This is a genomic window from Richelia intracellularis HH01 (assembly GCF_000350105.1).
Lineage (GTDB): Bacteria > Cyanobacteriota > Cyanobacteriia > Cyanobacteriales > Nostocaceae > Richelia > Richelia intracellularis.
This window is the reverse complement of the sequence record NZ_CAIY01000067.1, coordinates 34,402-47,152: the sequence shown is the minus strand read 5'-3', so window position 1 is coordinate 47,152 and position 12,751 is coordinate 34,402. Positions and strand designations below refer to the sequence as shown.

The window sequence follows — 12,751 nt, the reverse complement described above, 5'->3', positions numbered from 1 at the left end:
TCATTGAAATTATTACTTCAGGCTATTTCTATTAATATTAATTATAGAAATTAATGGGTGTAAAACTTTGCTTAAAAACTATTCATGGGTATAGATAATTTCAGAAGTAAATTTTAATATAACAGGCTACTAGATAAAATTTATCCATAACCTAAATAGTTTATATTAGCTTATGAGGTAATAGCTATGAGTCGTCATTATTAATAACATGTAAATAAACCTTTAATAGCAATCAGCAAAGTATATTAATATTCCTTTGTTTAATACTTAGATCGCATTTTTGAAGTAATCAATGCGTGATATATTTATTGCAAATATCAGAGACCTTTTATTTTGTATATTATCTGCAATTATCGCTATTTGACTAGTATAATTTTGTTACTTAGTTACTTATGATAATAACTTAAACATACTCTAAACAGCTAAATTTGCTTATTATATGTTTGTTTTACGATAATTTATTATTGTTATCATTGATAATGAAAATTAATATCGACTTTTAGAATATATTATAGAATTATTAATATTAAGGCAATTTATATTGATATGATATTTAATTTTATAGACAAAATATAGATGGAGTAAATATGTTAAATTGCAATTTAACAGTCTGGTAGTGGTAAAAATCTAATATGAGGCATATATCAATATGGCATCTGAGTTATCTCGTTAGATATCTATAAATTTATCTATGATACTCGCGATTATATATCCAGTGTAATATCATATATATTCTTATATTTTAAGTGCCTATATCACATATGTAAATCTAAGATAAATAGGAGTTTATTACTATGCTAAAGACAAAAATTACTCCTGTAATGGTTCTACATGTATGAGATTAGAAAATAGATTATTTAGTCTTTGAATTTCTGATAAATTATGTTCTCATTTGGACAAGCAAAATTAAGAAAATAAATAATAAAAATGGCTACCTGTTTATTATACTTTATAAGTATTTTGAACTATATAATATTTTTTTAATTGCATTAATAATACCCAAGTAATAAACATATAGGGAAAATGCCTTTAATATCTGCACTTTAGCTATTGCCAAGTAATATACTAACTACTATTAATTTACCCTAGATAATAGATAATTTATTCTAAATAAAAGTTAATTAGCAAATATATTTGCTCTTACTTTAAGTCTGGAAATCCACCTAATCTAATGCTTTCATGCCAGGTCTGCATCTTGGATCGGCAGCATAATAACTTCAATAAGCAAATTCCCTGATAAAGGCCGGTAAGGGAAAAAGCACCAGGATTATGTTTTCTGCCTCATTCAGAGAAATTTAAGCTTTTGTTTCTAACGATTTAAGAAACTCTGTATTAACACGAGATTCACGTATAAGAGCTATTCTCCCGGTACGAGCAATTTCTCGTAAACCAAATTTTTGCAATATTTGTACAATTGCTACCATTTTCCCAGGATCGCCCACAACTTCAAGGGTTAAAGAATCCTCTGCTACATCTACCACCCGTGCGCGAAAAATCTGCGCTAATTCCACAATTTCCGAACGGGTACTGCTAGTTGCATTAACTTTTAACAGCATTAACTCTCGTTCTACACAAGGAGAGTCAGTAATATCACTGACTTTGAGGACATTGATAAGTTTATATAACTGTTTATTGAGTTGCTCAATCACGCGAGCATCACCAGTTACAACCATTGTAATCCGAGATATACCTTCCTGTTCAGCTTGTCCAACTGCAAGGCTTTCAATATTAAAACCACGGCGGGCAAATAAACTGGCAATACGGGATAGAACTCCCGATTCATCTTCTACAAGTACGGAAAGAGTATGTTTCATCTTGTCAATGGAAGATTTAGGGAGCATGGTGGTAGAGACATCAGCTCATTGCCATATGGCTATGACTAACGTTATTAATTTCAAGTACAGATTTACATCTTTATATTCTAAACTTAAATACTGTAACTATTTCAAAATTTTCTGGATGAATAGGGGAGAAGCTTGTGGCTATCCTAAATATTTAAGTTCATAATGAGAACAAAATATTTTAATTAAGTGAAAAGCACTGAGGGTAAGTAAAAAGCAAGAAAATAAGAATTTTTATAAATGTAATCTGAGCATTTTAACTTTTAACGATACCATGACATAATTAATGATGACTAAATGTTAAGAATTTCAAAATGTCCATACTGATATAAAATTCCGAAAAAATCGGGATGTTGTTCAATCAACTCTTTTGGAAAGGTGATCCTTTTACCTGCTTTTAGCTCTGGCCATATTGCAATTAATTCCATAACTTTTGTATATTAATTGCTATTACTAAAAAAATTCATCCTTAATAAGGCCAAGCTAACATTACATTCTAAACACAAATTAGAATAGGGCTACACATAAGATAATTTTTCCAAATTTAGATAGTAGAAATTAGTTTTAATCAAAGCCAAGTGTACTAAGTGATTGGTAATAATGCTTGTATATAAGTCGGTAACTTTTTTGTCTAATTACTTACCTACACAATCAAATACTAACTGGTCTCATTCAGCAGTCTTATGATTATTACCTAATTCTTCCATACCATAGGTGTTAAGTAAGCCCTCAAAGATGAGTTTGCCTGTATTCTCCTCTGAAAATTATTTTCCTATCAAGGATTTCCATCTTGTCGAGGTGATGTTACAAATAATTGATAAAAAGAGTGATAATTATTCATAGTCGATCTGCTTTTTAATGTGGCCTTATTGCTTTAGAAGACAAAGTTAATCATAACAACAGACAAAATTATAATTGTTACCTGTATTATCCTTTGAATTATGGTATTGTCTAAATTGCAATGAGAGTATATAGTCACCCTGGCCCTGATAGTAGGATAAAACTGTATATTTGAATGTAGTTGCGTTTTTTGTGGCGTTTTCATACAAAATTGTATGTTTTACAAAGCTTTTTTGTTAAAAATAAACCAATTAACTTCTGAAATCGATAAAATGCATGTTTAAGATAACTATAAGCAGGTAGTATGATTCCTATAGTAATTGAACAATCTGGTAGGGGTGAACGCGCCTTTGATATTTACTCTCGATTGCTACGTGAACGCATTGTTTTTTTAGGACAACAAATTAACGACGACGTTGCCAACTTAATTGTTGCCCAGCTTCTGTACCTGGACGCTGAAGACTCTGAGAAAGATATATATATGTATATAAATTCTCCTGGCGGTTCAGTTACAGCTGGCATGGGTTTGCTTGATACTATGAAGCAAGTTCGTCCAGATGTATGTACGATTTGTATCGGATTAGCAGCTAGCATGGGCGCATTTCTCCTAAGTGCAGGTGCTAAAGGTAAACGTATGAGTCTACCACACTCCCGGATTATGATTCATCAACCTTTAGGAGGTGCTCAAGGTCAAGCTACTGATATTGAAATCCAAGCACGAGAAATTTTATATCACAAACAACGCTTGAATGAATATTTGGCTGAACATACTGGGAAGTCACTTGAGCAGATTACTAAAGACACAGAAAGAGACTTTTTTATGTCCCCGGAAGAGGCTAAAGAATATGGTTTAATTGACCAAGTAATTGATCGCCATGCTTCTGGTAGTCGTCCTATTGTTGTAGTCTAATTGCAGACCAAATGAAATTTATAAATGCATAAATAGAGAATAAGGAATAGGTAAGGTTTAAGTGTTTACTTATCTTTCCCTTCCTCGCACCCTGCTTTTTATCTAGTTAAAATCCTGATAGGGGGTCGTCTATCTCATCCGGTATTTCTATCAGCGTAGTCTGAGACTCTAAGTATTCTAAAAAGTTTTTTAACTCTTCTTGTGAGAGTAAGTGTCGTGATCGCTTATCGTAAGTTTTGATTAAGTAATCTCTGCCTTGCTCCATTGTCCAACCTAAACGTTGCATTTCCGCGCTGATTTTGGCAATATCGTCAGACTGGTTTATGGGTTCATATTCTTTGCTTTTTTTTATGGTTTTAATTTCTCGAGACTTCTCATTGCCATTTTGGGAGGAAGAATTACTATAAGCAATATTGAGACTTCTCTCTTCTAGAGCAGGCTCGTTTTCCTTAGCTTGATCTGATGTTGCTTCCCTAATAATCTCTAAAGGTAATGTTACTAGTGGTTCCACTGTTTGAGACACATTATCTGGAATCTCCGATTTAGTTTGATTTATAACCTTATTTGAGTATTCTGGATTGACTTCCTTGATAATTGTTGAATTCTCTTCAGAAGAAGCTTTGATCAAAGTGGATGTAATTTCTTTTAAAGATGTGTCTTCAATCAGGGAAGATGTATTTGTTATTCCCAAAACCATTAGTGCCCTTTCTCTTGACTTATCTTCAGCTTCTTCTATATTCAGTGCTGAAGCCATTCCTGTAGAGCGAATTACGTCTTCTATTTTAACAGTTGCACGAACAATATACTGTCCATGGCTGATTTGTAGTAATTCGGTTATGAGAGCACCTGTGGGATACAAGCTTCGGAACTGAGCCAAAATCATATAATTACCAATATCAATGTTTGCTGGGATAAAACTGAATTTAGCTAATCTGTTAACTAGCAATTCTTGGTATATCTTTCAATAGAAAGTAAACTATAACAAAGTTATGTACATACGACCTAGAGAATTTGTACACATATCCCTAGCTCTTTTGATTAAGTCTAGGTTCTGATGTGAATAAATTATATAAATAGTCTTAATAATTTATGGCATTTCATAGGCGCATTGTAATATCCTGAATGGCAAGTTATGTTTTGACTGCATAGAGTAGGAGTCAATCAATATAATAAACAGCTTATTCTCGATGCTATACTAATTAGCCAATTGTATTATTCAGAATTCTTTCTCGTGAGTGTGATCTAAATCTATAACAATAAAAAAACAAAGATTAATCCTCACTGCTTACGACATAATACTATGGACTTAGTAATTGCAGGTTCCACATATGGAGTAAAACTACTTGATGAATTAAACATTATTTACAAAAACTGCTTTTCCTAAAGTAATTTTTGGTGTTGCTGGGAATTATTGATACAGAAATTTTTCAAAACTTCCCAAAAATTAGGTAATTTATAGTAACTTGCTAGATAGTACTACAATTAATACTTTCCTCTGCCAAGTAACATTAGTCACTATTTACTATGACTTTCCAAAAGCTAATTGGTAATAATTTTGCATAACTCAAACAACTAAATATATGACCCTGGTTTAATAAGCTTTTCTTTGCTTTCAGCTCACTTCTGCACCCATTAAAACCTGAAATTCTGGAGTTACTATCTCAGGGTATATAGATTCCGGTTTGTTACTTGAAGGTTGAAGTTTGTAGAAGTACATAGCAAAAAACCCAAATTAAACAAAAACAATGACGTTTTGACTACAGGTCGATTCACCGCATGGAATTTTCAATCGCGACACTCCTTGCCAATTTCACAGATTATAAATTGGTAGCTCGTAAACTTTTAGAAAAAAAACTTGGTTGTGAGGATGAAGTAAACTTACAAAAACTGCAAATTTCCCTAGAGGTTCTTGAGCAAATAGGTCTTCTAGCTAAAGAAAGAGGTAAGTATCGACGACTAGAAGAAGAGGAATTAATAGAAGCTAAACTCCGTTGTTCTAGTAAGGGCTTTTGTTTTGCCATTCAAGATTTAGAAGGAGCAGAGGATATTTATATCCGTGAAAGTTACCTAAGTAATGCCTGGAATGGTGATCGTGTATTAGTTAAAATATTAAAGGAAGGTAGCCGTCGTCGTTCTCCGGAAGGAGAAGTTAAACTTATTGTAGAGCGTTCTAACCATACTCTATTAGCTCGCATCAAGCAGGTAGAGGGTGGTTTTCGTGCTGTTCCTCTAGATGATCGCTTATTATTTGAGTTAAAAATTCAAGAAGATAGCATTGATTTATCCAGTTCAATAGATCATCTTGCCCATGTGGAAGTTTTGCGTTACCCTCTAGCCCAATATCCACCTATGGGTAGGGTAGTTCAAATTCTCGGGAGTGATGCAGAAGCTGCTGCTGACATAGATTTAGTTACATGCAAACACGATCTTTCTCGACAATTTTCCGACGCAGTGGAAGCTACAGCTTCTAAGCTACCCAAGAAACTAGTAAAGGCAGACTTAAAAGAACGCCTAGATTTGCGTGAATTATATACTTTTAGCATTTCTAGACCCCAAAGTGATGGGGATATGGTCGAAAATGCTTGGACTTGTGAGGAAACAACAGATGGAAAGCTTCTATTAGTTTGTCATATCGCTGATGTTTCCCATTATGTACAACCAGATGAATTGTTAGATCGGGAAGCGATCAAACGTGGTCGTTCAGTATACTTGGGGGATCTAGTATTACCCATGTTACCAGAGGTATTATGCGAACGCTGCTCGTTGGTTCCTAAGAGGGACTGCCTAGCAATTTCAGTCTTGATTACTATAGATCCTGAATCCCAAGCTGTTCTTAGTTGGGAGATTGAGCCTACAGTTATTAAAGTAGATAAGTTAATCAGTGAAGTAGATGTAGAAGCTGCAATCAAAGATCAGACAACAAAAACAACTAAAAACTCTTCTGAACTAATCAAAAGAATTCAGCAGCTGCAAGATTTTTCTACTTACCTACACCAGCAACATCTCAGCCGTGGTGGTTTGCAGCTAAACTTACCACCCAATCAAAATCCATACTATGATGAGGGGACTTTTGGCTGTGTAATAGAATATGATTCGCCAGTACGCCTACTAATTACAGAATTGGTATTGTTTATTAATCAATTAATTGCAAGTCAATTTAATGCCTTGGGTGTACCTGCAATTTGGAGGGTTCAAGGGTCTCCAGATATAGATGATGTGCAAGAAATGCTCAAACTAGCAATTAATTTAGGGATAGATTTAACTTTAGAACCGGAGATGGATATTCAACCCCTAGATTATCAGCACTTAACTAAAATTTTTGCCGAATCTGCATCAGAACAAGTGCTGACCTATCTTCTGCAAGATACTCTTAAACCATCTTTGTATAATACTACTAAGTCTTCTCACTTTGGTTTAGCATTGCCAGAAGGTTATATACACTTTACTGCACCCTTAAGGCGCTACTCAGATTTATTAATGCAAAGGGTGTTACATATAATTATTAAGAATGGACGTGATCGCCGTAATACAAGGGTTAAAGAACGGGTAAAGCTCTTGGCTTCTTCCTGTCATGGTGAAATAAATTGGAATGTCCTTGCACCAGAATTACAGCAAGAACTACAAGGTGATTTGAATCGGGTAATTACCCAAATCAATGATCGAGAAAAAGAAGTTCAAGAAGCAGAAGCTGATTTAGCTGGTTTACAAAGAGCATCATTGATGAAACAGCGCATCGGTGAGATTTTCAATGGTGTAATTACTGGAGTACAATCATATGGTTTCTTCGTAGAGATTGAAGTTTCTACCCAAGATGTACAAATAACTACAAACGTATCTTTGAGAGTGGAAGGATTAGTTCATGTCAGTTCTCTCAAGGATGACTGGTATGAATATCGTGCTAGACAACAGGCATTGTTTGGCAGAAAAAATCGCGCTTCCTATCGATTAGGTGATCGCGTTGCAGTTCAGGTCAAAAGTGTGGATTACTACCGCCAGCAGATAGATTTAGTTACTGTTGGTATTGATGGCGTTGCTCTGGATGGTGATGGTATTGCTCTGGATGGGAATGATGATGAGAATGAAAGTAATACTTATTTTCCTCAAGATATGGAATCAGATGAGCTGGAGTCATATCTTGAAGATGAATAGCTAATGGATATCTACTGTGGGGAATTATGGGTTAATATAAATGTCAATATGGACGTAAATTACCCATAAAAATAATTCCCCTTAGTACTAATACTTAGGAAAATAGCGAACAACAAAAAGTCAAAAGATTATCAGTCAACGATTCCAATTCCCTAATTATGTCTCAGTATTACAAAGTATTCCTAAAGTTCCAAGTCTTAGCCTTGATTTTATTCCCAGAAAGTTGTTTATGCCATTGAAAATGGCATGCCTGGAAAATTGGCAAGCCTAAAATTTATGATTTAAACTCTATGGCTACAAACCGTTTAATTATAATATTGGTAATTACATTCATACTTACAATTTTGTCACTGCAAAATTGGTTACCAGCTCTACCCCTGGTATTTTTAGGAGTGAAAACTCAACCTCTGCCATTAGCAATATGGATACTTCTTAGTCTTAGTGCTGGCATTTTTACCTCTTGGTTAATCAGTACTTTAAATCAATTTTCTAGTTATTTAATCAGTAAAAAGTCATCGACCTATAACCATGCCAGTCATGAAAAAAAAGTACAGATGTTCCATTTAAAACCAAGACTGGAAGTAGAACTATCAAAGAAGCAAACTCACCAAACCGATTTATAGAGGATGAATGTGATTGGGGTGTGAATGAAAGTGATGATTGGGATTTTAAAGGATCCTCAATAAGACAAAGAGCAAAAGATCATTCTGCAGAAATTCGAAAAGAATATCGGAATGAAGAAAATCTACCTTCATCTAATAGTGTTCATCATTCAAATTCTTCCTATTCCTATGGTCCTGGTGAAGTGAAAAATATCGACTCGGATAAAAAAGAATCAATTTATGATGCTGACTACCGGGTTATAATTCCCCCCCATCAACCACAGACAAATATGCCATTAGCAAATAAAAATGAAGATGAAGATGACTGGAGCTTTTTTGAAGATGAGGAAGATGGGCATAGATAGATAAGCTCTCAAGAGAGATTGCCTTGGATTCTACTTTAACAATACATACAGGCTCATATTTTTCGTACCGTTTGAAACCATTATTCTATTTAACTCCTCATTTTAATGAATTTTTACTAAAGCAAATACTCAATCGTGACTGTATAATTATCAAGAGGATTGCCCGATCACCAGAGAGCACTCGTGCAAACAGGAATTATACTGCAGGATAATTTGAGAAAAGCATAACAACTTCTTAGTTCATCTCAGGCAGCTTATGTAGTTTTACAGTTCAGGACTAGACTATATAGCAAGTATATGATTCAAATTCGGTATAAAGCACTAATGTAGATAATTTATATTAATATATGTTTGCATTAATATATTTAAATTCAAGGTAAATTCTTAAGAAGTCGACTGGTGTGCTTATCACATAATCTGAAATTGCATCTGAAGCGATAAATTATATATGCTTAACAAAAATTATAATTTAGCGTGTTGATTTTTATGCGTAGTATTTTGTAATAAATGGTAAATTCGGCAATTGCAATTTAATATAGCTAAACTAAAACTATTTTTATGAAACAAACCTTACTAACAGATGACCATATACTGAGTATCATTGACAAGACCAAATTTACCTTATTTTAATTAGATAAACGGCTTTGGGTGTTGTTTAATCTTTATTATTAAGCTTTATATCTCCCTAATATCCTGAAGAATTTGAGGTTTCTCAATCAGTTCTTGTGTAACATAGGTAAACAATATCAGGATACAAAACTAGTTGATGAAACATAAAATTGGTAGGTTTAAGATTAGTACTGTGTTTATGAGTATCTGAATATGAATAATTCTAATAGTCAGACGATAGTAAAAGTAAAATGTCTTACGCCCACAGCACAAATACCCAAATATGAACATCCTGGAGACTCTGGTGCAGATTTGGTTGCTATTACTGAACATACTCTAAAACCCATGCAGTGGTTTGCCATATCCACAGGAATATCTGTAGAAGTTCCTCTTGGATATGAGATACAAGTACGGCCTCGTAGTGGTTTAGCTTCAAAAAATGGGATTACAGTGCTTAACACTCCAGGAACTATTGATTCTGGCTATCGAGGGGAAATCAAAGTGATTTTGCTGAATCTTGGTCCTGAAAACTTTAAAATCACTCCAGGTATGAAAATTGCCCAATTAGTTATTGCTCCTGTAGTAAAGGGAATTTTCCAGGAAGTGGATGAGTTGAGTTGGTCTCAGCGTGGTAGTAAAGGCTTTGGTTCTACTGGCATTATTGATGTTGACGGTTGATAAATCTTAGCCAATATGTTTGTTAGGACCCTTAACATATTAGGGATAATCTGCATCATGGATAGGAAGATTTACAAGTGAAGATTCTGAGTGTTTAAATTCTTAATGTAGTTATTAAGTTTAATTTTTTTTGGATGTCATTATTTACTGAATCAGAACATTTATTATTGGATTCATTTGTCACAAATTGTGACACTGATGTTTTTTGTTTATATAACTTGCCGGAAGTGATAAAAGGAGCATTATTTTCTCGCTATAGCCGCAGTAATAAAAGCCTACGCCGTATTCTATTAGATGAATTTATTCTTACAACAGAAGTAAGTTTAGTTGATAAGGAAGATAGAGCTCGTGATTACCTAGTATCAATTAAAAAAGCCGCAGAATTTTATGACCGTGTGTTAATTGGCTATGGAGATGATTCAGTGGCAGAGTTGGGAGGTGCACATATTGCTTGTGAGAATATTAGCAATATTGCTGCCAAGGCTCTAGAAGATAGTCGTTTGGGTATTTCTCCCTTAGAAAAGTCTACTAGGTATGTGCCTTTTAACCGCAAAATTAATGGATATTACCAGTATTATCGAGAACCATCTATTATGGCTTCCAGCTATAGTCAACTGTATGAAAAAACACTAGACAATTTGTTTGATACTTACACCAAATTACTAAATCCTCTAATAGCAAGGTTACGTGGTTGTACAGTACGGGATGATGATACTTCGGAAAGAGCTTACAATAGTGCAATTAATGCAAAAGCCTTAGATTTGTTGCGAGGCTTACTACCCATGGCGACTTTGACTAATGTAGGTCTGTTTGGCAATGGTAGAGCTTTTGAATATTTGCTTGTCAAACTAAATGCTTCTCCTCATGGAGAATTGAAATCTCTTTCTCAACATATGCAACGAGAATTAGATATAGTTATTCCTTCTTTTGTCAAACGTGCCAAAACTGATAAGGGTAATAAATATGCCCAGTATTTGTCTAGAAACCACAAAAATACTGAGTTGCTCACACAAAAACTATTAGGAAATATACAAGTTACGTCTTTCCCTTTGACTACACTTCAGGCAAAACCAATAGTGCAATTAGTAGAGTATGATCCCCAAGCAGAAATTAAGGTGGTAGCAGCTATTCTTTACCCCCACTCCAAATTAAATTTTGAGCAGATGCAAGCCTATGTAGCAGGGTTGGAGGAATCAGAAAGATTGACAATTATTAAAACCTATGTTGGAGAGAGGGAGTCAAGAGTACACCGGCCTGGACGCGCTTTTGAAGAAGTGTACTACACTTTTGATATTTTGGCGGATATTGGTGCTTATCGAGATTTACAAAGGCATCGAATACTCACTCAAGAGCGCCAACGATTCTCTATAAGTCATGGTTACAGCATTCCCCTAGAATTAATAGATACAGATTTGGCTTATCCTTACAAACAATCACTAGAAAGTGCTGCAGAAACTGCAGAGTTAATTGCCAAAGATTTACCTGATGCTTCTGAGTATGTTGTTCCCTTTGCTTATCTGGTACAGTGGCGAATTAAATTGAACTTAAGAGAAGCATATCACTTGATTGAATTACGTAGTAATTGTCAAGGGCATCCATCATATCGAACAATTGCACAGCAAATGTATCAACAAATTCAAGCATGTCATTTTAGCTTAGCCGCCCCTATGAAATTTGTAGACATTAACGATTACACCTTAGAACGTTTACCATCAGAGAAACGCATTGATATTAAGTTGAGACAACAGAATCAGTGAATATATTAATCAGTAATATTTATTTTTCAGTAAACGTATTAATCACATTTTTATATTGAAAGTCTCACAGAAGAAGCTCTAAAGTCTCTAGTTAGAGAAAGTTAATTATGTATTTTTTATATTCAATCAGTTGATATAGCTTTGAGTTTAGAGGCAAGTAAATATGAGTGTTTGTTATGTTCTGGTACAAACTTACAAATGGGGGGATAACTTAAATTGCAGGACTCAATATGAGTTATTTTTTTCTGGGCTAGAGATGTAACATCATCTGGACATAAAAGTAAATCTGCAACATTAGTTTTTGCTCTGGTTGGGATTGATGGGTGAGTTTCTATTCTTAACAAGTGGGTTTTGCTATTATCAGGGAAATTATTTTTTGAATTGTGAAAAACTACTGGGTCCTCTATTCTTCCATATTGTGCAGTATTAATGGTATTAGAGGTGTTGCTTGCTGTACAACGATATCTTTCATATGAGGGTGGGAAATGTGGAATTTCTTCTATTGACTGCTGTTTAGAGTATTCAGTGGTTTTTTCTGAAAAATCATTGACTTCAATCTGATTATCAGAAAATGCCAATAAATGATGTTTTTGCTTCTGGGGTAATTTCGGGGTCTTGTTTAACTTTGATTTTTCTGTTGGTGGTGTTAGTTTTTCAGTAAACTGCCTGCAAATTAAATTTTCAAATTCCAGATTAAAATGACAACAAACTTGTCCTTTCTTATGCCAAATGGCTAATATTTGCCTTACAGATATTGCCTTGTAGCGTCCCTGATACAATGCTTCAATGACTGCTAAATGCAGCCAACTAAGGGGGTATGTATTGTGCCAACAGGCAATTAACTCATCGGTAATATAACCATTTAGGTCAAAACTATAATCAATTAATAAGGTCCTAACTAAATTCTTAGAAGTATTTAAAGTCGCAAACATTATTTTTCTCAATAGTTATATTTGGGCTGTAAGCAATAACTTAATTACTGTGATTAGCAAATAATAGA

Annotated in this window: 9 protein-coding genes; 6 read left to right on the top strand and 3 right to left on the bottom strand. The window is 34.2% G+C overall.

Annotation, left to right across the window (positions count from 1 at the left end; translation table 11 throughout):
- Nucleotides 1-1,295: 1,295 nt before the first annotated feature.
- On the bottom strand, nt 1,296-1,814 hold the full coding sequence (ilvN, locus tag RINTHH_RS07420) for an acetolactate synthase small subunit (protein WP_044304865.1): 519 nt from the start codon (nt 1,812-1,814) through the stop codon (nt 1,296-1,298).
- A 1,171-nt stretch (nt 1,815-2,985) separates the two neighbouring features.
- Between ilvN and clpP the strand changes: the two genes are divergently transcribed.
- Nucleotides 2,986-3,591 carry an ATP-dependent Clp endopeptidase proteolytic subunit ClpP gene (gene clpP / locus RINTHH_RS07415; protein WP_008234895.1) on the top strand — a complete coding sequence of 202 codons (606 nt, stop codon included), beginning with the start codon at nt 2,986-2,988 and terminating at the stop codon, nt 3,589-3,591.
- Between the two features lie 106 nt (nt 3,592-3,697).
- Here clpP and RINTHH_RS07410 read toward each other — a convergent pair whose 3' ends face one another.
- The gene (locus tag RINTHH_RS07410; protein WP_008234894.1) at nt 3,698-4,474 is read right to left on the bottom strand and encodes a P-loop NTPase family protein; all 777 of its coding nucleotides are present in this window, start codon (nt 4,472-4,474) and stop codon (nt 3,698-3,700) included.
- An 893-nt stretch (nt 4,475-5,367) separates the two neighbouring features.
- Here RINTHH_RS07410 and RINTHH_RS07405 point away from each other — a divergent pair.
- The 5 genes from RINTHH_RS07405 (at nt 5,368) to RINTHH_RS07390 (ending at nt 11,751) form a co-directional block, all read left to right on the top strand.
- Entirely contained in the window at nt 5,368-7,740 is a 2,373-nt protein-coding gene (locus tag RINTHH_RS07405) for a ribonuclease R family protein (protein ID WP_008234893.1), read from the top strand.
- Between the two features lie 344 nt (nt 7,741-8,084).
- Nucleotides 8,085-8,363 (top strand): DUF1049 domain-containing protein, encoded by a 279-nt coding sequence (locus RINTHH_RS10210; RefSeq protein WP_008234891.1) that lies wholly within the window; start codon nt 8,085-8,087, stop codon nt 8,361-8,363.
- Nucleotides 8,364-8,383: 20 nt separating this feature from the next.
- Entirely contained in the window at nt 8,384-8,707 is a 324-nt protein-coding gene (locus RINTHH_RS10205) for a hypothetical protein (RefSeq protein WP_008234889.1), read from the top strand.
- Between the two features lie 822 nt (nt 8,708-9,529).
- Complete coding sequence (gene dut / locus RINTHH_RS07395) at nt 9,530-9,994, top strand: dUTP diphosphatase (RefSeq protein ID WP_008234887.1); 465 nt, start codon at nt 9,530-9,532, stop codon at nt 9,992-9,994.
- 134 nt (nt 9,995-10,128) lie between these two features.
- On the top strand, nt 10,129-11,751 hold the full coding sequence (locus RINTHH_RS07390) for an FAD-dependent thymidylate synthase (protein ID WP_044304858.1): 1,623 nt from the start codon (nt 10,129-10,131) through the stop codon (nt 11,749-11,751).
- 122 nt (nt 11,752-11,873) lie between these two features.
- On the opposite strand, the gene RINTHH_RS10200 is transcribed toward RINTHH_RS07390, so the two are convergent.
- Nucleotides 11,874-12,683 carry a hypothetical protein gene (locus RINTHH_RS10200; RefSeq protein WP_008234884.1) on the bottom strand — a complete coding sequence of 270 codons (810 nt, stop codon included), beginning with the start codon at nt 12,681-12,683 and terminating at the stop codon, nt 11,874-11,876.
- Nucleotides 12,684-12,751 lie beyond the last annotated feature (68 nt).

Excerpts from the sequence above, each read along its gene's own strand:
- ilvN (WP_044304865.1), bottom strand. The coding sequence starts at position 1,814 with ATGAAACATACTCTTTCCGTACTTGTAGAAGATGAATCGGGAGTTCTA.
- clpP (WP_008234895.1), top strand. The coding sequence starts at position 2,986 with ATGATTCCTATAGTAATTGAACAATCTGGTAGGGGTGAACGCGCCTTT.
- RINTHH_RS07410 (WP_008234894.1), bottom strand. The coding sequence starts at position 4,474 with ATGATTTTGGCTCAGTTCCGAAGCTTGTATCCCACAGGTGCTCTCATA.
- RINTHH_RS07405 (WP_008234893.1), top strand. The coding sequence starts at position 5,368 with ATGGAATTTTCAATCGCGACACTCCTTGCCAATTTCACAGATTATAAA.
- dut (WP_008234887.1), top strand. The coding sequence starts at position 9,530 with ATGAATAATTCTAATAGTCAGACGATAGTAAAAGTAAAATGTCTTACG.
- RINTHH_RS07390 (WP_044304858.1), top strand. The coding sequence starts at position 10,129 with ATGTCATTATTTACTGAATCAGAACATTTATTATTGGATTCATTTGTC.
- RINTHH_RS10200 (WP_008234884.1), bottom strand. The coding sequence starts at position 12,683 with ATGTTTGCGACTTTAAATACTTCTAAGAATTTAGTTAGGACCTTATTA.